Annotated in this window: 14 protein-coding genes and 1 tRNA gene; 11 read left to right on the top strand and 4 right to left on the bottom strand. The window is 47.6% G+C overall.

The annotated features are described in order from the left end of the window. The first annotated feature begins 66 nt into the window (after positions 1–66). Positions 67–528, top strand: a complete 462-nt coding sequence (locus tag B5Z18_RS30675) for a hypothetical protein (RefSeq protein WP_079473393.1) — start codon at positions 67–69, stop codon at positions 526–528. Between the two features lie 45 nt (positions 529–573). Here B5Z18_RS30675 and B5Z18_RS30670 read toward each other — a convergent pair whose 3' ends face one another. Then, positions 574–2,967 carry an ABC transporter permease gene (locus tag B5Z18_RS30670; RefSeq protein WP_079473392.1) on the bottom strand — a complete coding sequence of 798 codons (2,394 nt, stop codon included), beginning with the start codon at positions 2,965–2,967 and terminating at the stop codon, positions 574–576. 155 nt (positions 2,968–3,122) lie between these two features. Continuing rightward, entirely contained in the window at positions 3,123–7,754 is a 4,632-nt protein-coding gene (locus B5Z18_RS30665; RefSeq protein ID WP_079473514.1) for a DUF3320 domain-containing protein, read from the bottom strand. Positions 7,755–7,929: 175 nt separating this feature from the next. Here B5Z18_RS30665 and B5Z18_RS30660 point away from each other — a divergent pair, with 175 nt between their 5' ends. Next, positions 7,930–8,343 carry an SPFH domain-containing protein gene (locus B5Z18_RS30660; RefSeq protein ID WP_079473391.1) on the top strand — a complete coding sequence of 138 codons (414 nt, stop codon included), beginning with the start codon at positions 7,930–7,932 and terminating at the stop codon, positions 8,341–8,343. 96 nt (positions 8,344–8,439) lie between these two features. Here B5Z18_RS30660 and B5Z18_RS30655 read toward each other — a convergent pair. Continuing rightward, positions 8,440–8,513: transfer RNA gene (locus B5Z18_RS30655), tRNA-Arg, on the bottom strand. A gap of 135 nt (positions 8,514–8,648) precedes the next feature. On the opposite strand from B5Z18_RS30655, the gene ung reads away from it, so the two are divergent. Then, on the top strand, positions 8,649–9,320 hold the full coding sequence (gene ung, locus B5Z18_RS30650) for a uracil-DNA glycosylase (RefSeq protein WP_079473390.1): 672 nt from the start codon (positions 8,649–8,651) through the stop codon (positions 9,318–9,320). A gap of 13 nt (positions 9,321–9,333) precedes the next feature. Continuing rightward, positions 9,334–10,077: a lysophospholipid acyltransferase family protein gene (locus B5Z18_RS30645; RefSeq protein ID WP_079473389.1), complete on the top strand. Its 744-nt coding sequence runs from the start codon at positions 9,334–9,336 to the stop codon at positions 10,075–10,077. 46 nt (positions 10,078–10,123) lie between these two features. On the opposite strand, the gene B5Z18_RS30640 is transcribed toward B5Z18_RS30645, so the two are convergent. Continuing rightward, complete coding sequence (locus B5Z18_RS30640; RefSeq protein ID WP_133256221.1) at positions 10,124–12,754, bottom strand: putative LPS assembly protein LptD; 2,631 nt, start codon at positions 12,752–12,754, stop codon at positions 10,124–10,126. A gap of 326 nt (positions 12,755–13,080) precedes the next feature. Here B5Z18_RS30640 and B5Z18_RS30635 point away from each other — a divergent pair, with 326 nt between their 5' ends. The 7 genes from B5Z18_RS30635 to B5Z18_RS30605 all read left to right on the top strand — a co-directional run bounded on the left by B5Z18_RS30635 (position 13,081) and on the right by B5Z18_RS30605 (position 23,260). Then, entirely contained in the window at positions 13,081–14,313 is a 1,233-nt protein-coding gene (locus B5Z18_RS30635) for an N-acetylmuramoyl-L-alanine amidase family protein (protein WP_159454492.1), read from the top strand. Between the two features lie 125 nt (positions 14,314–14,438). Continuing rightward, a complete protein-coding gene (locus B5Z18_RS30630; protein ID WP_079473386.1) occupies positions 14,439–15,437 on the top strand; it encodes an MlaD family protein in 999 nt (332 codons plus the stop codon). Between the two features lie 9 nt (positions 15,438–15,446). Next, entirely contained in the window at positions 15,447–17,330 is a 1,884-nt protein-coding gene (locus tag B5Z18_RS30625; RefSeq protein WP_079473385.1) for an OstA-like protein, read from the top strand. A gap of 95 nt (positions 17,331–17,425) precedes the next feature. Beyond that, positions 17,426–18,637, top strand: coding sequence for a Na+/H+ antiporter NhaA (nhaA, locus tag B5Z18_RS30620; RefSeq protein WP_227024608.1), 1,212 nt, complete (start codon positions 17,426–17,428; stop codon positions 18,635–18,637). 85 nt (positions 18,638–18,722) lie between these two features. After that, on the top strand, positions 18,723–19,250 hold the full coding sequence (locus B5Z18_RS30615) for a hypothetical protein (protein ID WP_079473384.1): 528 nt from the start codon (positions 18,723–18,725) through the stop codon (positions 19,248–19,250). 99 nt (positions 19,251–19,349) lie between these two features. Then, positions 19,350–20,867: an NAD(P)H-hydrate dehydratase gene (locus B5Z18_RS30610; protein WP_079473383.1), complete on the top strand. Its 1,518-nt coding sequence runs from the start codon at positions 19,350–19,352 to the stop codon at positions 20,865–20,867. 179 nt (positions 20,868–21,046) lie between these two features. Continuing rightward, positions 21,047–23,260 carry a sodium-translocating pyrophosphatase gene (locus tag B5Z18_RS30605; protein ID WP_079473382.1) on the top strand — a complete coding sequence of 738 codons (2,214 nt, stop codon included), beginning with the start codon at positions 21,047–21,049 and terminating at the stop codon, positions 23,258–23,260. Positions 23,261–23,330: the final 70 nt, after the last annotated feature.

The following is a 23,330-nucleotide window of genomic DNA, read 5'->3' as shown; positions in this document are numbered from 1 at the left end:
CACTCCTTATTAATTTTGCCAGCTGCATCCTTTTTTTGAAAGTGTAAACATATTAACCCAAATGAAATGGCAGTTATAAAAAGAATACAATCAAATTACAACAGCATTCTCCGGGCTAAAATCCATTTCTTCCTGAAAAAAAGCCTCTGGATGTACTTAATAAGCATGTTCCTTATTGGTTATGCTATTCCTATCGCTTCATTGGGCATTTTTCTTTCATCATTAATTTACTTTTTTTGCCTGATAATTATTCTGATTCCAATATATCATTTCAGCGCAAAAGCTATCGCAGATAAAAATAGTTTCGATGCGGACATAGAATTTAACGAACAGCACATTATCATCAGGCATCGAAACAAGGCAGTGGTAGAAACAAAGGAATGGGACTGGGTCAAGAAACTGGATATAACTGACAGGGACGTTTTTCTTGTTGTTTATAACCCCAATCGCTTTTTGATCTCACTTAGTAAAAACAGCTTGTCTGAAAGTGAGCTACAATTTTTTGAGAAGAAAAAAGGAAATATTTAACTACTGTTTGTAATAAAATATTTCCCGTTTAGCCGCCCCACTTCTTTAATCAGCCCGCAAACTCTTAACAGGATTGGCCAGTGCAGCTTTTACTGCATGGAAACTTACGGTAGCCAAAGCAATTACCACCACTGCACTACCTGTAAGCACAAACACCCAGATACTGATGCCTGCATGATAAGCGAAATTGTTCAGCCAGCGGTCCATAATCCACCAGGTAACAGGGAATGCCACTGCAGCAGCAATAAGCAGTAACTGCAGAAAATCTTTCGATAATAATTTTACAATATTCCCGGTAGAAGCGCCCAGTGTTTTACGCACACCTATTTCCTTGGTTCGCTGCACGGCCGTGAAAGCCGCCAGCCCAAAGAGTCCCAGGCAGGCAATAAACAACGCCAGCACCGCAAACAACATAAAAATCGTTTCCTGCTTCTGCTCACCGGCATACTGCCTGGCAAAATTCTGATCAATAAAACTATAATCAAACTGATGGGCCGGATCAAAGGAATGAAACACCTTTTCAATATAGGCAACTGCAGCCGGCACGTTTGATTTGCTCACTTTTACGTATACATTATCCTGTACACCCGGGAATGGCGGCATTTCCAGCACCAGCGGCGCTATTTTATGCTGCAGGGAATAAATGTGAAAATCTTTCATAACGCCAATCACTACACGCTCCGCACGATGCCCCTCCTGGTCAATCTTAAACTGTACCCGCTTTCCCAGCGGCTGATCCCAGTTCAGCATTTTCACAAGCGTTTCATTGATCAGCACCGAATGATGCATATCCGATTCGCCGGTATCTGAAAAATTGCGGCCGCTTTGCAGCGTGATGCCCATTGTTTTCAGGTAATCGGCGTCCACCATATAATTCTGCGCAACTACCGATGCGTCGGAAATACTGCCGTTCTGCTCAAAGAAAAAGCCGTGCCCGCCAATATTGTTCCGGCCTATAGGGTTGCTGGCCGCAGCCACATGCTGCACCAGCGGGTTACGCAACAACTGATCTTTCAGCACCGGCATTTTACTCCGCATCTGCTGGTCCGGTATATGGAAAGACAATACCTGGTCTTTGTCGAAACCCAGGTTCTTATGCATCATGTACTGCAGCTGATCATACGCCACCATCGTGCTTCCTGTTAAAATGATCGCAACAATAAACTGGAAGGTAACAAGCCCCTTCCGGAAACCGGCGTGGCCGCTGTTTCCCAGCTTTCCTTTCAACGAATTGATCACTTTAAAACCAGACATAAACACTGCCGGGTAAATCCCGGCAAACAGCCCCGTAAGTAAAGCCAGCATCGCAATAACGATGATGGTTTTTACCAGTCCAAACTGCCACAACTGTACCTGCGAACCGGTAAACGTATTGAACCAGGGCAGCAATATAGCCACCAGTCCCATTGCAACGAAGGCTGCCAGGAAGGTGAGCAGCATGGATTCTGTGAGGAACAGGCGCGCAATTTCTTCCCTGCCCGATCCCATACTTTTCCTTACGCCCACTTCTTTTATGCGCGCACTGGCGCGGGCGGTAGCCAGGTTCATATAGTTGATACAGGCAATCAGCAGCGTGAGCAAACCAATACAAAGAAAAATGTAGATATACAGGATGTTGCCGTTGGGTGATATTTCATAATCGAGGTGGGAATGCAGGTGGATATCCCGCACGGGCTGTAGCTCCATTTTGTACGTCACCTCACCCATCCGCGGTTTTAAATACCGCTCAAAAAATGCCGGCAGCTTGCTTTCCAGCGCTTTAGCGTCTGCATCTTTCTGCAATAACAGGTAAGTATATACGTCGAAATTCTGCCAGCCGTTGGCGTTGTAGTCCGGCGGTAATAAGCGCAATGCGCTGAAAGAGAAATGAGAATTGGAGGGCACATCTTCCATTACAGCGCTCACGGTATAAGCGGTGCTGTCGTCGGTGAGGATTGTTTTTCCGATTGCCTCTTCGGGGCTGCCAATCAGCTTCTGAGCAAGACTCCGGGTCAGCACCAGCGAATTAGGCTGAGCCAGGGCGGAAATAGCATCGCCTGCGGCCATCGGGAAATTGAACACATCAAAAAAGGTGCTGTCCACAAAAAACATATCCCCTACTTCCAGTTTCTTTTCACCATATTTCAATGCGGCGCCACCATCAGCTTCTACTCTTGTAATCTGTTCTATTTCCGGGTAATCCTTTTTTAACACGGCGGCAAATGGTGCGGAAGTGGAGGCCAGGTGCAAATTACCACCTGTCCATGTAGCATGATTAACGGCCCGGTATATACGATCCGCCTGCGGATAAAAATTATCATAACTGGTTTCCCTGTGCACATAAAGTAACAACAGCCAGCAGGCAGCAAGGCCAATAGACAATCCGGCAATATTGATCAGGGAATAATATTTAAACCGGACCAGGTTACGCCATGCTATCAGGAGATGATTTCGAAACATCGGGAGAAATTTAAAGTTGATAACTATCTCACACTATTCTCTTCTCCATACCTGAAAAGCAAAAACATGCCATCCCGGATGTATCCTAAATACCAGCATCAAACAGATATTATTAATTTAAATTTGTCCGGTTTCAGCACAATGCCTGTACGATATTATGCCTTCAGCAATTCTCCTTCCCGTTGCACCAGGTTATTTTGAATACTGATATCGATGGCTTTCAGGATCTCTTCTTTCATTTCTTCGGTTACGCGGCTGTAGCCGAACATCCTGGCGATGAAAGGCACAGCGTCCTCGCGTTGAATAGCTACGGCATCTTTCACTACTTTTTCCAGGGCCACGCCTATTTCTTCAGTGGCGATATAGTTGATTTTCCTTGCAGTAGCCGGCAACTGGCTGCGGTTGCGCACTACCGGTGTTGGGAGTGAAGTATCCCAGAGGAATTGTCCTTTGATCTTGATCCGTTTGCTGGCATCGGAATGACGAACAGCATGACGCAGTATTTCCCGGATACGGGGTCCCACCCTGGTAATGCCTGCTGCTTCTACCATTCGCCGCGCCAGCTCGTCGAAATGAACCGGGCTTTCCACTACTACTACCTGTTCTATCCAGTTACATAGTTTACCAATGGGAGAAAGATGAAATTCCTGCGCCCGGATCTCATCGGGCAGCACTGCGGTTTCATATACCGGCACTTCTTCTTCCTTTTCTTCTACTGCTTCGCGGGTCAATACCTGCAGGGTTTCTTTTTTCGCATCTTCGGCTACCTGGTCGTCGATAGCCACAGCGGCTTTTGCTTTTTCAATAGCCGCCACCAGGCGGTTCAGTTCCCGCTCGGGATTACGGAACCAATCGGTGCTCCACACGCGGTGGATTTTCCAGCCAACTGCTTCCAGTACCTGCTGCCGCAAGCGGTCGCGGTCGCGGGCGGAACGGGCAGAATGATAAGCCGCCCCGTCGCACTCGATCCCCAATATATAACGACCCGGATTTTCCGCATCTACAATAGCCAGGTCAATATAAAATCCTTTTGAACCCACCTGCTTACGCACAATATATCCCAGCGCTTCCAGTTTCGATGCTACATTTTCCTCAAACGGACTATCCGCCGGAAGCCCTGTTTCCGCGGTCATATACAGCTTACCATGCTGCGCGAAATACAGGAAGTTTTTCAGCGATTGTATGCCATAACTCTTTGTTCTGTTCACATCAATATCGTCGGCGGTGATGTTGGTAAATACTTCGCAACGCGTTTTCGCGCGTGTGATCAGTACATTCAGTCTTCTTTCCCCGCCTTCATTATTCAGCGGGCCAAAAGACATGGCCACATATCCTTCCTCCGTACGTCCGTAACCAATAGAAATAAAGATCACGTCCCTTTCATCGCCCTGCACGTTTTCCAGGTTCTTTACAAAGAAAGGTTCGTCCTGGTGCGCCATGAAGTATGATTCCAGCTCGGGCGACTTACGCCGGCGCAATTCCAGCGCATCACTGATCGCCTGCCGCTGCGAGGTACTAAACGCCACCACGCCCAAACTCATTCCCGGATTTTTACGCGCATGTTCCATCACCGCATCAGCTACAATCTCCGCTTCCTTTGGATTGGTGCGGGTTTTACCACGGTCGTAGGCTGTATCTTTCAGGTGGTGGAATACCAGTCCTTTTCTTTCTTTATCACCCGGACTGGGGAATATTACCAGTTTATTTTCATAAAATTCATGATTCGACAAGGTGATCAGCGATTCGTGCCGGCTCCTGTAATGCCAGCGCAGCATACGTTGTGGCGCACCCTGTGCATCACACAAACCAAGAATGCTCTGCATATCTGCCGTAACATTTTCTTCATCATCTGTTTCCCGGGTAAGGGAATCGAAGAAACTGGTGGGTGGCAATTGTTTATTATCTCCCACTACTACCAGTTGCTTACCGCGCAAAATAGCGCCCAGCGCCTCTACCGGCTTCACCTGGCTGGCTTCATCAAAAATAACCAGGTCAAACTCCAGTGTGGCAGGCGGTAAAAAATTGGCAATAGATAATGGGCTCATCATAAATACCGGCTTGATCGCCTGTATTGCCAGCCCCGCTTCCTGCATCAGTTTACGGATAGGCATATGACGCGCCTTTTTGTTAAACTCCGTGCGCAGGATGTTTACCTGTCCGCCGGCATCTGCACGGGGCATTTGCTCCCAGTGCTGTAACGCTGCACGGGCGCGGTTATACTGAAGGTTCAGTACATCCAGTTTACGGAACTGCTGTACCATTTCTTCATGACCGGCACGTTCAAATTTACGCAGCGCAGGCTGCGACTTCACGGCTGTTTCCACCAGGTATTCGTACCATGTTTTCTCCAGTGCGGTTCTCAGTAGTCTTGCGCCGCCTTCCCAATCCTGCACCGGCGTAAGCAGGCATCCCAGTTGTTCCTGTATAGCCGTTTCCGTTATATTATTCCACGCAATGAGATGATGTATTTCCGGTAGTTTATCTGTCCATGTTTGTAACTGCCATTGCTGTGCATCCAGCAGCACAGGGAATTGTGCCGGCGGCATTTCCAGCTTTTCCAGCACCGCGGTGTTGCATTGCTGCTGCTCCTGCAGCAGTTGCGCAATCCGCTGCTGATCGGCCAGGGCATCGGCGGCGCTGCGATGACTGTGCAACCATGTTGCCACCTGCGCAGGGCAGCTACCTGCTGAAATTCGTGTATGCAGTTCCGTTAGATAGGCCGTTGCTTCTTCCAGTGCAGCCCAGTCGGTATGTGATTTCTGCCAGCGGCTGCCGAACAGGGTACTGGCTAAAGCAGCGTGTTCTTTCAGCAGGGTATCCTGCCGCCTGAACTCCATGATCGCATCCACGTATTGCAGCTTTTCTTCTTTGTCGTCCGGCAAGGCATGTTTGCACAACGCTGCCAGCTGACGGTTGCTTTTTTTGTATGCGCCAATCAGGAACTTATACCATTTGTGGCCATGTGCCAGCAGGTTTTCCCGGATCTCCATTACATTCTGTTCCCATGCTTCGGGAATAAAGATCTCCTGGTATTGCTGCTGAACAGCAGTAGCCGCAACGCCTGCAGTCAGCCATTCCGCGATATCCTGTTTTTGCAGCAACCATGCTTTATTGGCCACATCTATTTCCTGCAGGTCCGGTTGACGGGCCAGCAACGCACAAATATCAATAAGCGTGTGTATAGCGGTAATATCTTTGGGAGATGGGATACTCATTTTTCCTGCGATCGCGGAAGTCGTTTGCATCAATGCCGCCTGTGCAGCCAATGCTTCTTTCAGCAGCTGGGCAAAAGCAGTTTGTTCATGCGGCAACAACACCGTGAGCCGGCTGCCGCGGAAAGCGAGATTGGCCGGTACGCCTGTTTCCTGCAAACATGCCTGTATCCGCAATGCCATTGCAGTGGCTTTGTTCATCGCAGCAGCATCCCACCGCGTAATATCCGGCAATTGTATATGCGGCAAGGTGATACCCGCAGTTTCTTCGTTTAGCCGCAACAGGTAGCCTATTACCTGGTGGGCGGTTAAACCGCTTTTTTCGATAGCGCCATTTACCGAAAGACAATAATCATTTAATTCTTTCTTATAACCATCCAGGAGTAATACTTCTTCCTGTAACTTCTGGATAGACGGGCGCCCCAGTTCCAGCACCTTTCTCAGTTCCTGGTGCAGTTCTTTTTTATTGGCTTTGTGGCTGTGTAATTCAAGACAGGCTTCTCCCAGCTGGATATTATCCAGCCGGCGTTTCACCACTTCCAGTGCTGCCATTTTCTCCGCTACAAACAATACTTTTTTTCCGCGGCCAATAGCGTCTGCAATGATGTTGGTAATCGTTTGCGATTTACCCGTTCCCGGCGGGCCCTGTATCACGAGGTTACGGCCTTCCTGCACACTCAGCATGGCCATGATCTGGGAGCTGTCGGCATCCACTACCTGGAACAGTTCGTGCGCATTGGTATCGTTGTCGATAAACACATCGTCCGGCAGCTGTGGGGCAGTGTCTGAAAACCCGCCGCCAAAAAGGCTTTGAATTACCGGGTGCGTAAGGATATCATCTTCCTGCTGCCATTTGGTAGCATCCAGGTCGTTATAGATCATGAATTTGCCAAAAGAGAAAAAGCCCAGTTCCACGGTATCAGCGGCCACTTTCCATCCCGGCATGGGTTCCACTGCTGCGGCCACTTCTGCCAGGTAAGCATTTACATCAAAGTCTTCCACATCCGGCAGGTCGGGGATACTAATATTAAAGTCGGCTTTCATTTTTGCCTGCAGCGAAATATTGGCGCCTACTTCCTCGAGGGAATATTTCAACCGGAAACGTTCTCTCGCACTGGAGCGGTCCAGCAGCACCGGCACCATGATCAGCGGGGCAAACCGTGCTTCTTCGCTGCCTGCGGCTTCGTACCACTGCAACATTCCCAGGGAAATATAGAGAATGTTCACCCCCTGCTCTTCCATGCTCATCCGTGCGGCATAGTAGGTGTTGAGCAACCGGGAATGCAGGGTTACCTGGTTTTCATTGGTTTGTAAACGGGTATCGGTTAACGCATCTTTCGATACCGGTTCATTATACTGCACTACTTCTTCTTCCTGCTTTTTTTCGGGACGGCCGAGGAACGACATGGTTTTACCTTCCCGCACCAGTATATCATAAATGGCAGCAGATTGTTCTTCTACAATATGTAAACCTTTGCCGGCCGGCAACTTGTAATTCAACAATGGATTTCTGAGGCCTAAATCCAGCAACTCCTTCCGGGAAGATTCAAGCCTGGTTAATATGGATGCGATCATAATGGCAAAATAAAACGCTACAAATATAATTTTAATAAACGGTGAAGAAGGAGAAGAAGTATACAAAAGAAGAAAATCCTGTGTTACCGGATAGGCGTCACCGTGCCATATACGATATATAACTATATTTGAACCTGAAACCAAACCCCGTCCTGCGGTGCAGGACATTACCTCTATGAATACAAAATCCATTATTTCACTCACCACTTTTGCTCTTTTAGTATTTACCGGCCTGATTATACTTGGATTGTGGGGTTGTCCGCAATACAAAGTATACTCCCAGCGCATGGAAGGGGAAGCGCTGCTGGCGCACGCGCAGGCATCCAAAGAAGTAGCTGTGGCGGAAGCCCGCGCCAAAATGGAAAGCGCCGCAATGCTGGCCGCTGCAGATACCATCCGGGCGCATGGCGTAGCCCGCTCCAACCAGATCATCGGGGAGTCGCTGCGTAACAATGAAGCCTACCTCCACTGGCTGTGGATCGATAACATTGAGAAAAACCCGCAGGCGGTGATTTATGTACCTACAGAAGCTAACCTGCCTATACTGGAAGCTGGTCGCCGGCCCTGGCTGAAGGATACCGCCAGGTAATATATCTCTAACGGATATACGAAAATGTATGGTTACAAACAGGCTAAAAAAGAAAATGGTTGCATCGTTAAATGCAACCATCAATTCTTTTTTTTGTGTCCTGGATTGGATTCGAACCAATGGCCTACTGCTTAGAAGGCAGTTGCTCTATCCAGCTGAGCTACCAAGACTTATGTGTTTGTTTTCCCTTAAAATGTGAAATAAATTACTATATTTAACTCGCATTTTGGGAGTGCAAATTTATGTAAATTTCTCCCAATAAATCAAATTTAATTTATTTTTCTCTAAATATTGATGTGAACACTATGGATGTACAAATAGAATCAAGCTGGAAGGAAGCGCTGAAAGATGAATTTCATAAGTCTTATTTCGATCAGATCGTGATGTTTCTTAAACATGAAAAGGCATTGGGTAAAGTGATTTATCCTGCCGGAAACCTGATCTTTAATGCCTTTGACAAAACGCCTATAGATAAAGTAAAAGTAGTGATTCTCGGGCAGGATCCCTATCACGGTGCAGGACAGGCGCATGGACTCAGCTTTTCCGTACCGGATGGCGTAAAACCTCCTCCCTCGCTTGTGAATATTTACAAAGAAATGAAAACAGATCTCGGGCTGGAAATACCTACCAGCGGCAATCTTACCAAATGGGCAGAACATGGCGTACTGTTGTTAAATGCCTTTCTTACCGTAAGGGCCGGTGAACCAGCCTCCCATAGCAAAATAGGTTGGGGCGATTTTACAGATGCTGTGATCCGCAAAATTTCAGATCAGCGGAGCGATGTGGTATTCCTGCTCTGGGGCCGCTTTGCACAGGATAAACAATACCTGATAGACGCTACAAAACATCATATATTGCAGGCAGCACACCCCTCTCCTTTCAGTGCCGATAAAGGATTTTTTGGATGCAGACATTTTTCAAGAACAAATGAAATACTCGGAAAGGCAGGCATAGCACCGGTAGACTGGAGACTGTAAAAAAACAACCCCTATGTTTAAAAATATCTTCGGCAGAATATTCGCAGCATGGATGTTGGTGATGTTCGCACTAACAATGCTGGTAGTATTCATTCCCATATGGATCATTTCTTACATGCCGGAACCACGTAGAACAAAAGGATTTCTTTTCTTTGGAAGAATATGGATGAAGGTATATCAGCCACTGATCGGCTGCCCTGTACGCAAAAAAGGATTGGAATATTTTGCACCCGGACAAACCTATGTAGTAGTATGTAATCACAATTCATTGATCGATGTGCCGGTTACATCTGCAGAAATTCCCGGTATCAATAAAACACTCGCAAAAGCATCTCTCGGCAAAGTACCGCTGTTTGGTGTGCTGTACCGCATAGGTGGTATCCTGGTAGACCGCAGCAGTGAAGCCAGCCGCAAACAAAGCATTGTTGAAATGAAACATGCCCTCAGTTTAGGCATACACATCCTGCTTTACCCGGAAGGCACACGCAACCGCACGGATCAGCCTTTAAAAGATTTCTATGACGGCGCCTTTGCATTAGCGATAGACACACAGGTGCCACTGATGCCGTCGTTGCTTTTTCACACTAAAAAAATATTACCGGTAGGAAAGAAATTTTTCGCATGGCCGCATCGCATCGATTATCATTTCCTGCCGCCTTTGCCTACTACGGGAATGACAAGAGATGACCTTCCGGCTTTTAAGGAAAAAGTATTCCGCCTGATGTGGGATTATTACCTGGCCAACAATACAAAATAATATAACGAAAGCGGGGATTGCCTAAGGCAATCCCCGCTTTCGTTTGTTAGAGATCCTGGAACTGTCTCGATCGGTTTATCCGCAGATCACGCAAAATACCGGCTTTCGGATTAATGGTGATACTAAACTGCCGGAAAGTACCAAACGGAATAAGGTTGATAGACATCTGCCAGCAGTGCAGGTCGCGTGAGATATACATATTCGTATAGGCGATCTGCATATTGGTAAAGTCGAAACCACTGTTCAAACCAATCTTCCATTTTGGCGTGAGACTAAAGTCGCCGTTAAAACTTACATATTGGGTAATACGCTTTACCACACCGCCGGAATCGGGGATAATGGTGTTGGTATAAGATAAGCTATAAGAAAGATCCACACGCCAGGGGATATCGAAATCCACGTATTCGCCCGGATTATTACGCACCATCTGCAGCTGTCGCTGTTGCGCAGCAAAAGCGGCGTCTGCGCCCTGTACATTCTCCAAAGAGTCGATCTTCTGTTCCTTTTCCTTGCTCTTTGCATCCTTCGACTGGAACGAAGTGCTCAGGGAAACGCTCGCGTTAGTTAAACGCCCCAGGCTGATTTTACCCTGCTGCCATACGTATTTATCGAGGCGGCGGCCACGGGCATCTACCTGGTATGGGTCGATGTTACCGCTGGCGGAAATATTCAGTTTATCGAACAGGTTGGTGCGGGCGTACAGGCTGAAAGTAGACAACTTAAATGAATCGGCCACCAGGTTGTAGCTGCCGTTGATCCCAAAACCATCCAATAGTTTTATTTTCTTTTCATGGTTCCCCGTGGTATCTTTTTTCGAGAATACCTTCATCTCCAGGTTATTATCCAGTCCGAAGTTCAAACCACCGAATGCGCCGGGAGATGGCACCCCGATGATAGCCCCGTCGAAGTCGGATACAATTTGTTTATCGCCTTCCTTGTTGTACTGCAGTTCATGATAGTACTTACTGGAAAGGTCCGGACGGTAACTGGCGCTCAGCGTGGGCCTCATCACATGGCGGATGGCTTTCACCTTTGAATTCTTGTTAAATGTGTACATACCGTATATGGCGGTAGACAACGACATGCTGGCGCTGATGTCGCGCGCACTGTAGAAACCGGGAATATAAGTAGTATCAATAGCACCGAAAGTATCGAGTCCGGGATTCCACTTTTTGGGATCCCATTTACGGGCAAATTTCTTGGTATACCAGTATTCTGTATAGTTGATCCCTGGTGATAAGGTAAAGGTCTTAAACACCGGGATAGAGAATGAGATCGGGATATTGTGCTGCATACCTGTTTGCATGGCGTCAAACATCGCTTGCTTTCCAAACAGGGAATCCTTGAAATTAGCCTGGTTACGCAGGATGGTATTGTAGGAAACCCCGATTTTTTCGTACCACTTTGGCGTACCCACCATTTCCTTTGGCTGGAAAGGGTAGATCGTGTTCACCGTGAAGGTTGCATCCGGGAAAGAGATGGACACATCGCGGGTGCTTAAGTTCTGGGAGTGGTTCAACCCCATTGTAAGGTTATAGGGTTTCCCCTGCCAGGTTTTAGAGAACGTGATAGACGATCCGATGTTATTATTTACACGGGTATTGTAATCATACACGTTGTATCTGTTATAAGACGAGGTTCCGAAGTTCACCGCGGCGCCAAAGTTCACGCCGGGGCGTGCCTTGCTGTCCATGCTGTGGTTCCAGGTTACGCGGAAGTCTTTGGATGTGCTGAACTCTGATTTTACGGCCGGATCCCCGAAGCGGGTATTGGCAAAGCTCAGGTTAAGCCCTCCGTTGTACTTATAGCGTTTCCGGTAGGTAGGACTGGCCGTGAGGCTCCAGCTGCCGTAGGAATACACATCCCCCCGCATGGTAAGGTCAAAATGATCGCCCAGCCCGATATAGTACCCGCCGTTTTCCAGGCCGATCCCTTTCTGCTGGTTCACCACGTACTGTGGCGGCAGGATCCCGGAGCGTTGTCCCTGGGTGATGGGGAAAATGGCAAAAGGTATATACAAAGGTGTAGGAATGCCTTCAATTTCCAGGTTAGCCGGTCCGGAGATCACCAGTTTATCAGGGATTACCTTTATTTTACGGGCTCTGAAGCTAAAGTGCGGGGTATCCAGGTTACAGGTGGTATACCCGTTTTTAAAGCCGAAAATGGTATTATCCGCCGCTTTTTTGGTTTGCTGGCTGTGAATGTAGCCTTCTCCGTACTGGGAGCGGGTATTATAGATCTTTGCTTTCTGGGAGGTAAAGTTATACTTGAGAGTATCCGATTCAAAGCTTTGTCCGCCGTCGTTCATCACCGGGCCGCCAAACAGCTTGCCGGCGGTGTCTTTGGCGTTGGTAGCCTCCAAAATGCCGGTTTCCTGGTCGAAATTCATTTTTTCGGCAGAAAGGTCAATCGTTTTGTATTTTGTGTTGGCCGTGCCATATAAATAGAAGCGTTTATCGGGTACCATCAGGATGATGGAATCCTTTGCCTTATAATTTACCGGCGCATCCAGCGTGTCTTTCGATATCTTTGGTACGAACAAGGTATCAACTGTCGTTTCACCGCTGGTGTCCACGCCTTTGGTTAATTGGGTGGAATCGGCTGTGACAGGGGGAACAGCTGCCGGTTTAGGTATTTTACCGGTATCTTTCCGTATCAGCGGGGTCGTATCTGCCAAACTTTTGTTAAAAAACGTAACAACTTGTGGCCTTTCACACGCAACTGCATCTATAATAAAGGGAATGGCGATGAACATACCGGCAAAAACCAGGTATGTATGCCGAAAAAACTTTTTATAATTATTTTTGTAGCTAGCGTTCATGTGTTATGGCGGCAAACCTACAAGATTTTATACAATTTATTACAAATGGTAACTTGTAATGTTTGTAAGGTAATATAACGAAAGGTAGCGGAAACTCACGTGGAACAAGCGGATTATTAATTTAACAGATAAACTTATTTTTTTATTTTTTGTGAAAAACAGCACCCATTAAAATGAGAATCATGCGCTGGAACCGATTTTGGATTTTAGGACTGGGAACACTACTCACCTGTACCTTATTTATTCAGGCCAAAACAAATCCCGTTTCCGATAAACAGGACAAGCCTATACGAACTATTGTTATTGATGCCGGCCACGGCGGTGAAGATCCCGGCGCAAAAGGCAGCTATTCTACCGAAAAACAGGTAACACTGGAAGTGGCACTGAAACTGGGAAAGATCCTGGAAGAAAATATGCCCGATGTAAAGGTAGTGTATACACGAAAAACTGACCGTTTTGATGATCCCCGCAAAAAAGCACAGATTGCCAACGACAACAAAGGGGAACTTTTTGTGTCTATCCACTGTAATTCTACCGGGAAAATCCGTAAAGTAGTAGACTATAAAACCGTTTACCGTAAAAAAGGGAAAAAGAAAATAGCGGTTAAACAACCCATATACGCTTACTACCCCAGCAACGCCAAAGGCACGGAAACGTATATATGGGCTACCAGCAAAAACAACGCAAAGATGGAGTCACTGAAACAAAACTCCGTTATCGTACTTGATGCCAACTCAGAAGAAACCCAGCAGCTGATGAGCGACGATCCCGAAACCTTCATCCTGCTCAATACCCTGAGAAACGCCTACTTCGACCAGAGCCTCCGCCTCTCTACCCTTATTGAAGATGAATTTACCCGGGTAGGACGCATCAGCCGCGGCGCCAGGCAAAGAAATGAAAAAGGGATCTGGGTACTGTCTGCCACCGCCATGCCAAGCGTGTTAGTGGAACTGGGCTTTATCAGCAACCCCGAAGAAGAAGACTACCTCAACTCCAACAACGGACAACAGGAACTGGCCAATTGCATTTATAAAGCCATTAAGCGTTACCGTGAGGAACTCGACAGGTTTACCAATAACCGCAATACCCAAACATCTACCACCAAAGCATCTTCCAAAAGCAATAACACCACCGCTTACTTAAACACCAGCAACAGGAGCAGCAATAATAAGTCCGCACCTGTACCCGGCGACAGCTATTGCGTACAACTCATGATCACTGACAAATTTTATAAACCGGGAGCTTCCATTTTCAGGAAGCTCCACGGCGATGTGAACCGCCAACCCATCGTGATGAATAAAAAAAAACTGAACAAATATATCCTGGGCCGGTTCAGGACCGATGAACAAGCCTCCGGCGCCATGCGCAAAGCCCGCAAGCTGGGTTTTAAAGACGCTTTCGTAACTTCCTGCTAATCATACCACCTCCCCGATCCCCTCTTCTTATTACCCCGCTTTCCTCTTTTTTATTACTAACATTTTCGTACGACCACTTCCGTGCATGCTTTTTGATTATTTTTGCGTGAACGTATACGAATCTCATGCTCAAATTATCTAACGAAACCAAAGTAGGTGTATTAACTGTGCTGGGTATAACCTTACTTGTGCTGGGCTTTAATCTGCTGAAAGGAAAAAGCCTGTTTTCTCATAATAAAACCATTTACGCGGTATACCACCAGGTAAACGGTTTACAACCAGCCAATGCAGTACAGGTAAATGGCCTGGTGGTTGGTAATGTAGCTAACCTGGAAGTAATGGGCAAAGATGCTTCCCGCATCCTGGTTGCCATCACCATTACCAAAAAAATTGACATCCCCCGTAACTCTGTGGCACGTATCAGCAGCGACCTGCTGGGTACCAAAACAGTACAGCTCGACCTGGGTAACGCCGGCGAATACCTGCAAAGTGGCGATACCATCTACGCAGCCGTGGATGGCTCTATGACCGATGCCCTGAAAGAACAGCTTAACCCGCTGGTAAAAAAACTGGAAGGCACCCTGTCTAATATCGACTCCGTACTGATGTCGGTAAACGCCATTCTCGATACCACCGCTAAAGGCAACCTCCAGGACGCCATCCGCAACCTGAATACCACCATGCGTAACTTTACGCATACTTCCGCATCCCTCAACGGTATGCTGGATCCCAACAACGGCAACATCCAGAAAACATTCGACAACCTGGCCGCCGTTACCGGTAACCTGAAAGATAATAACGGTAAAATTACCGGTATACTGGATAATGCCCAGAAAGCCACCGATGCGCTGGCTAAAGGTAACATCGACAAAACACTGCTACAACTGCAGCAAACTGTCACCGGCCTTAACCAGACCCTCAACAAACTGAATACGACCGATGGCACTGCGGGCATGCTGCTGAACGATAAAAAAGCGTACAACAACCTTCAGTACTCATTGGGTAACCTGAATAAACTGCTGGAAGACCTTCGGGTTAATCCAAAACGTTATGTACACTTCTCCCTGTTTGGCAAAAAAGATAAAACGAAACCGTTACCTTCTGACACAATAGCGGTACAATAAAAAGAATCAATGCATCGATACATAAAATCAGGGATTTTTCTGGCCGTCATCTGCCTGCTGGCAGCTACGGCCAGCGCCCAGTTTCCGGCCCAACCAGCGCCGAAAACCGGGTCGGTAATTGAAATTATTCACGCGGATACACTGATCATGAATGAAAAAGATTCTATCAGCGTAACCCGCTTCATCGGCAACGCCGTATTTAAACAAGGTACTACCCTGTTTAACTGCGACAGCGCCGTGAAAAATAATAAAACCAATATCATCGACGCATACGGCCATATACATATTAACCAGGCCGACAGCGTGCATATCTACGGTAATTACCTGAATTACGATGCCAATACCCGCATTGCACTCCTCAGGGAAAATGCAAAACTCACAGACGGGAAAGTTACCATCACCGGACCAGAGCTGCAGTACGACATGAACGCCAAGATAGGCTCCTATGTTAAAACCGGTAAACTCGTAAATGGTAAAAGTGTACTCACCAGCGATGAAGGATACTATTATACCGATACCAAAGAAATGCATTTCATGCGGAATGTATTGCTGGTAGATCCGGAATACACCCTCAGCACCGATGAACTGCTCTATAATACCGATACCAAAATAGCCACCATCGTAGCGCCTACCACCATCAACAATAACGACAAAAGCGTGATGTACGCCACCAGTGGTTATTATGATACGGAAAAAGGATACGGTAACTTTGGTAACCGGCCTACCATCGAAGACAGCACCGGCACTATTACCGCCGATAATATAGAAATGGATAAACTCACCGGCATGGCCTATGCCACCGGTAACATGGTGTATAAAGATACCGCCCGCAAAATGTCGCTGCTGGCAAACAGGGGCATCGTAAACCAACGCGAAAAAACGGTGCTCGCCACCCAGAAGCCGCTGCTCATCATGGAAAAAAATAAAGATACCCTGTATATGGCCGCCGACACCCTGTTTTCAGGCGTGATCAGGCCAGACGACAGCTTATCTATTCCCTCTGTAGCCGGCCTGAAACGCATTCCGGATTCTCCTACAAAGAATCTGAAAACAATCAAAAACATACGACCGCCGGAGAAATTTACCGCTACCATATCCCCCATCACACGCGGCGATTCCATCGCCCGGAAACAACAGGATAGTGTAGCCGCCAACGTTATGATGTTCATCGCCGACAGCACTCTTGCCAAAACCAGGCAGAAACTGGATTCCGCGGTAACAAACATAAAAGTGGCGCCCATACCGGATGTAGTGATGCACGATTCCCTGCCCGGTATCAAACACCACGCAGACAGTATGGCCCTCACGGCGCCCAAAGACACCAGCGAGCAACGGTATATCCTCGCTTACCATCATGTAAAAATATTCTCCGACTCCCTCCAGGGCGTGGCAGACAGCGTATACTATTCGTCAAAGGATTCTATCTTCCGCTTCTATGGTACCCCCGTGCTGTGGTCTAATAACACCACCCAGCTAAGCGGCGATACCATCCTCATGTTCACCAAAAACCAGACAGCAGATAAAATGCTGCTCAAAAACAACGGCTTTATTATTAATGAAGCCGGACCAGGCATGTTTAACCAGATCAAAGGCAACGTGATTACCGGCTATGTGCTGGGTGAAACCCTCGACTGGATGCATGTGGAAGGGAACGCGGAAACGATTAACTATATTAAGGATAAGGCCGGCGCTTATATGAGCGTCAACAAAGCCCAGTGCGCCATTATCAACATCTTTTTTAAGAAAGGAGAAGTAGATAAGGTAGTACTGATCAAAGATCCGGAAGGAACCGTGTATCCGTTTACCCAACGACCTAAAGAACAGCTCCTGCTGGAAAACTTTAAGTGGGACATTAAACGGCAGCCGAAAACGAAATACGAGCTAATGCAATAATTTTCGTTGGAACGATACCTGGAAATGGCTGCTTCACCGCAGCCATTTGCAATATCATCTCTCCCGGAAATATTTTTTTACCCAAAAGAAATGCTGTGATCAAGACCTCTATTAACATCATCCGGAAAACACTGATATCCCCTATCCACACCTTTCTGAAAGATAGTCGCGCGGTAGGAATAGTACTCATTGTATGCACCATCATATCAATGATACTGGCTAACTCCGGTGTGCAGGAAGATTATATAGGGTTCTGGAATACTTTATTTGATCCCGCAGGCGGTCACCATTATCAATACAGGTCTTTACACCTGCCCAATTCCTACCTGTTATGGATAAACGACGGTATGATGGTACTGTTCTTTTTCCTCGTAGGAATGGAAATAAAAAGAGAACTTACCGTGGGAGAATTATCTTCTGTGCGCAAATCCATTTTGCCGGTATTGGCTGCCATCGGCGGAATGCTGTTCCCCGCGCTGATCTTCGCCCTCTTCAATAAAAATACGCCGTATGCACATGGCTGGGGTATTCCTATGGCTACCGATATTGCTTTCTCACTGGGCATTTTGTCACTGCTGGGCAGAAGAGTGCCGGTAACGCTCAAAATTTTCCTGATGGCGCTGGCCATTATCGACGACCTGGGCGCCATATTAACCATTGCCATCTTTTATACCCCACACCTGGATGTAAAATATTTACTGATCGGCGGCGGTGTGTTGCTCATCCCGCTGTTATTGAACTTCCTGAAAGTACAACGCCTGATCTTTTATTACATCCCCGGTATTGTACTCTGGTATTGCGTCTTCAATTCCGGCGTGCATGCCACTATTGCAGGGGTATTACTGGCGTTCTGTATTCCGCAGGACCGTATAGCCGGACTGGTGCATAGTTTACATGACCCCGTGAATTTTGTTATCATGCCTGTGTTTGCCCTCGCCAATACTGCCATCCTTTTACCCACAGATATCAGCGGCGCGCTGCACAATAAAATCAGTTACGGCATCATTGCCGGATTGGTATTGGGAAAACCACTGGGTATTTTTACCCTTTCCTTTGCGGCCGTAAAACTCAAGCTGGCTACCCTGCCTTCAAAATCAGGCTGGTTACAGCTTGCCGGCGTTGGACTTATTGCCGGTATTGGTTTTACCATGTCTATTTTTATTTCTTCACTGGCCTACCAGGAAAGGGAAATGCAGATTATAGCTATCATGTCAGTAATTGTTGCCTCCCTTGCAGCAGGCATCGCCGGATTTATTTTTCTGCGACTGATCAAACCGGTTGGCACTGTTCTTGCAAAGCAACCCTGAAATTAATTTCGTCGTGTATATACTTTAGAGAACATGCCAACGTTTCTGAACGTATATTTTTAAGTTTCATTCAAACAACACATCTATGAAAAAAGTCGTGTTACTTTTCAGCCTTATTGCTGTACTTGCAATCCAGGCAAACGCGCAGAAGAAAAAAAGTTATCAGAGCAGCGATCCATCCAACTACGAAACCGCACTGGGTATCCGTCTGAATCCGTGGGTAGTAGGGTTTACCATCAAGCATTTCATTAAGGGTCCTCACGCAATAGAAGGACTGGTAACCACCAACCACTCGCACAAAACAAATGTTACTTTTACCGGGTTGTATGAATACAACTGGAATATAGGTGTACCTGGATTGAACATGTATGCCGGTGGTGGTGCGCACGTAGGCTTCTACGACCGTCGTGATTACGACTGGGACCGTTATATAGATAAAGGCAAAGGTACTTATGTGTCTCCGGGTCTGGATGGCATCATCGGTGTCGAATATACTTTCAAGAAAATTCCTTTAAACATCAGTGCTGATCTGAAACCTTACGTACAGTTTGTTGGACCCACCAACTATCTTGGTGAGGAGATCGGCGGTGTGTCTGCCAGATATACTTTTTAATCCAGGCGACCACTTCATTACAAACGGATCATGAGGCAAGCATGGTCCGTTTTTTTATGTTCCTTATTTTGGAGTAATTTTAATGTTTAACATCCCGACATGAAAATCTTCTCCGCTGCACAGATCCGGGAGGCAGATGCCTTCACCATCGCTCATGAACCTATCAGCAGTACGCACCTGATGGAAAGAGCCGCCGGACAATGTGCCGCCTGGCTGGAAGATCATTATTCCCCCTCACACCCGGTTTATATTTTTTGCGGAAAAGGAAATAACGGGGGAGATGGACTGGTCATAGCCCGCTTAATGCTCGGTCATGGTTACGATGTGCATACCTGTATATTGCAACATAGCAGCAAAGCAAGCCCCGACCATGAACACCAGCTCCGCACCCTGCAACAGCTGCATCCCACAGGGATCTATACCATCGGCGATGTATCCGATTTTCCGGAACTCCCTCCCAACGCCATCATCATAGATGCTATTTTTGGTACCGGTATGAGCCGCCCGGTGGACGGCTGGGTAGCAGGTATTATACACCTCATCAACGACCAGCGCCACAAACATCCCATTATAGCCATCGACATGCCCTCCGGCCTGATGGCTGATGAAAGCAGTGTGCATAACCCTGTGGTACAGGCCCACACCACCCTGAGCTTTGAATTTTATAAACTGGCTTTCCTGCTCCCGGAAAATGCACCTTACGCAGGAGATGTACACATTTTGCCGATAGGGCTACACCCGGACTATATAACGCAAACGCCTGCACGATATCACCTGTCCGACCGCGAAATGATGCGCACTATTTACCGGCCCCGCGATCCCTTTGCCCATAAAGGCACCTACGGCCACGCACTGCTCATTGCCGGCAGCTATGGAAAAATGGGCGCAGCGGTTTTAAGCGCGCGCGCCTGCCTCCGCGCCGGAGTGGGCCTGCTTACCTGTCATGTTCCCCAATGCGGTACCCAGATCATGCAGATCAGCGAACCGGCCGCCATGTGCATCACCGACGAAGACGCCCACTACAGCACCCATTTTCATAAAGGAATCAGTTCTGCCGGTTACAAGGCCATCGGCATTGGTCCTGGCATCGACAAACAACCCGGAACAGCCAAATCGCTCGAAATGCTGATGGACGCCTGGCAACGCCCGATGGTGATAGATGCCGACGCCCTCAACCTGCTTTCCGTATATCCCTACCTGTTATACAAAGTGCCGAAAGGATCCCTGCTCACCCCGCATCCGAAAGAGTTTGAGCGGTTATTCGGCAAAACTGCCAACGATATAGCGCGACTGGAATTATTATCAAAAAAAGCAGTGGAACTGCAACTGTATATTTTACTGAAAGGACGGTACACCGCCATTGCCTGCCCGGATGGCGCCGTATATTTCAACCACACCGGCAACCCCGGTATGGCTACCGGTGGCAGCGGGGATGTACTCACGGGGATCCTGACCGGTTTGCTGGCGCAGGAGTATACCCCAAAGGCCGCCATGCTGCTGGGCGTGTGGCTGCACGGCTATGCCGGCGACCTGGCAGCGGCGCAGCTCTCACAGGAAGCCATGACCGCATCTGACATTATCTCTTCACTGGGCAACGCCTTCCGGGAAGGCATCTGAGCGCTTTATTTTTTTTCGCCTGAAATACTTACTCATGGCCCATGTGTACAATAATTTTATTTACCGCGTACACAATTAATAATTTATGTTTTATATTCATTTGAATATTTTTTTTGGAATCCTATTTTTTTTAATTAATAAACTTTTTTGTCAACCACGTATTTATAAATTTCGCTTACATGAATATAGTTTACCTCGTTCCATGTTTTGGATTATTGGCTTTGTTGTATACGGCTGTTAAAAGCTCCTGGGTTACACGCCAGGATGCAGGTAACGACAAGATGAAAGAGATAGCCCAGCATATTGCTGAAGGCGCTATGGCATTTCTGAAAGCTGAGTATAAAGTCCTTATTTACTTTGTGATTATTGCCGCCCTGCTGTTGGGATACATGGGAGCTACACATGAAAACTCCCACTGGTCTATCGCACTGGCTTTTGTGATTGGTGCGGTATTTTCCGCCACTGCGGGTTTCATCGGCATGAAAATAGCCACCAAAGCCAATGTGCGTACCGCGCATGCAGCGCGTACCAGTCTCGCTAAAGCGCTGCAGGTATCTTTTACCGGCGGTTCTGTAATGGGAATGGGTGTTGCCGGTCTGGCAGTTCTCGGATTAGGCTCCTTATTTATTATACTGAAATCATATTTCGGGGCGGAAGCCAATACCGCTGAAATGATTAAAACCATTGAAGTGCTTACCGGCTTTTCTTTGGGTGCAGAAAGTATTGCGCTGTTTGCCCGTGTGGGTGGCGGTATTTACACCAAAGCAGCGGATGTGGGCGCCGACCTGGTAGGTAAAGTGGAAGCCGGCATCCCGGAAGATGATCCCCGGAATCCCGCTACCATCGCGGATAACGTGGGTGATAACGTAGGTGACGTAGCCGGTATGGGCGCCGATCTGTTCGGTTCATACGTAGCCACCGTATTGGCCACTATGGTGCTGGGTTCTGAAACCGTTTCGCATGACGCATTCGGCGGCATCGCCCCTATCCTGCTGCCAATGATCATCGCCGGCGCAGGTATCATCTTTTCCATGATCGGAACCCTCTTTGTTCGCATCGGCGAAGGCTCCGGGCTGAATACCGGCGTAGTGCAAAAAGCGCTGAACATGGGAAACTGGGGTTCTATTATATTAACAGCCGTTGTTTCCTATTTCCTGGTAAACTGGATCCTCCCGGAAAGCGCCATGACCTTACGCGGTCATGAATTTACCCGCGGACAGGTATTCGGCGCCATCATGGTAGGACTGGCAGTGGGTACGCTGATCAGTATCATCACAGAATACTATACTGCAATGGGTAAACGCCCGGTAAAATCAATTATCCGTCAATCTGCTACCGGGGCGGCTACCAATATTATTGGTGGTTTGTCTGTTGGTATGGAATCCACTACCCTGCCCATCCTGGTGCTGGCCGCCGGTATTGCCGGTTCCTTCCACCTGGCTGGCTTGTATGGTGTTGCCATTGCCGCAGCCGGTATGATGGCCACTACAGCCATGCAGCTGGCTATCGACGCCTTTGGCCCTATTGCCGATAACGCCGGTGGTATTGCGGAAATGAGTGAACTCCCTAAAGAAGTAAGAGAAAAAACAGATATCCTCGATGCAGTAGGTAACACCACTGCCGCTACCGGTAAGGGTTTTGCCATTGCGTCCGCTGCTTTAACCGCACTGGCGCTGTTTGCTGCCTTTGTGGGTGTGGCTGGTATCCAGGGTATCGACATTTATAAAGCCAACGTACTGGCAGGTTTGTTTGTGGGCGGTATGATCCCGTTCATCTTCTCCTCCCTTGCTATTGCGGCGGTAGGCCGTGCAGCAATGGCGATGGTGGAAGAAGTACGTCGCCAGTTCCGCGAAATACCCGGCATCATGGAAGGTACCGGCAAACCGGAGTACGATAAATGTGTGGCTATTTCCACGCAGGCATCTATCCGTGAAATGATGCTGCCAGGCGCTATTGCCCTGATCTCTCCTTTGCTGGTAGGCTTTATAGCCGGTCCGGAAGTATTGGGCGGGTTCCTCGCCGGTGCTACCGTTAGTGGTGTGCTGATGGGAATTTTCCAGAACAACGCCGGTGGCGCCTGGGATAACGCAAAGAAATCTTTCGAGAAAGGTGTGGAAATCAACGGCGAAACTTACTACAAAAAATCTGAGCCGCATAAAGCATCTGTAACCGGCGATACCGTAGGTGATCCGTTTAAAGATACTTCCGGCCCGAGTATGAACATCCTCATCAAACTGATGTCTATCGTGTCATTGGTGATTGCGCCTACCCTGGCGGAGATGTTTCATACCAAACAACCACCGGTTCCTCCTACTGTTAAAACAGAAACGGTAAAACCGGCCACCAAAACGGTAAGCAGCAAGGTGACTGCTTATCTTGTAGAAAAGAAATAACATTCGCGGATGTTGTCTTTCTCAGGATTAACCCTGATTAAGGTGATTTACTTGATTTAACTTTTTGGAT

It is taken from the genome of Chitinophaga ginsengisegetis, assembly GCF_900168065.1.
Classification (GTDB): domain Bacteria; phylum Bacteroidota; class Bacteroidia; order Chitinophagales; family Chitinophagaceae; genus Chitinophaga; species Chitinophaga ginsengisegetis.
This window is presented reverse-complemented; position numbering and strand designations above follow the sequence as displayed.

Excerpts from the sequence above, each read along its gene's own strand:
- B5Z18_RS30630 (WP_079473386.1), top strand. The coding sequence starts at position 14,439 with ATGCTCAAATTATCTAACGAAACCAAAGTAGGTGTATTAACTGTGCTG.
- B5Z18_RS30625 (WP_079473385.1), top strand. The coding sequence starts at position 15,447 with ATGCATCGATACATAAAATCAGGGATTTTTCTGGCCGTCATCTGCCTG.
- B5Z18_RS30670 (WP_079473392.1), bottom strand. The coding sequence starts at position 2,967 with ATGTTTCGAAATCATCTCCTGATAGCATGGCGTAACCTGGTCCGGTTT.
- B5Z18_RS30665 (WP_079473514.1), bottom strand. The coding sequence starts at position 7,754 with ATGATCGCATCCATATTAACCAGGCTTGAATCTTCCCGGAAGGAGTTG.
- B5Z18_RS30610 (WP_079473383.1), top strand. The coding sequence starts at position 19,350 with ATGAAAATCTTCTCCGCTGCACAGATCCGGGAGGCAGATGCCTTCACC.
- B5Z18_RS30675 (WP_079473393.1), top strand. The coding sequence starts at position 67 with ATGGCAGTTATAAAAAGAATACAATCAAATTACAACAGCATTCTCCGG.
- B5Z18_RS30660 (WP_079473391.1), top strand. The coding sequence starts at position 7,930 with ATGAATACAAAATCCATTATTTCACTCACCACTTTTGCTCTTTTAGTA.
- B5Z18_RS30605 (WP_079473382.1), top strand. The coding sequence starts at position 21,047 with ATGAATATAGTTTACCTCGTTCCATGTTTTGGATTATTGGCTTTGTTG.
- B5Z18_RS30645 (WP_079473389.1), top strand. The coding sequence starts at position 9,334 with ATGTTTAAAAATATCTTCGGCAGAATATTCGCAGCATGGATGTTGGTG.
- B5Z18_RS30635 (WP_159454492.1), top strand. The coding sequence starts at position 13,081 with ATGCGCTGGAACCGATTTTGGATTTTAGGACTGGGAACACTACTCACC.
- B5Z18_RS30615 (WP_079473384.1), top strand. The coding sequence starts at position 18,723 with ATGAAAAAAGTCGTGTTACTTTTCAGCCTTATTGCTGTACTTGCAATC.
- ung (WP_079473390.1), top strand. The coding sequence starts at position 8,649 with ATGGATGTACAAATAGAATCAAGCTGGAAGGAAGCGCTGAAAGATGAA.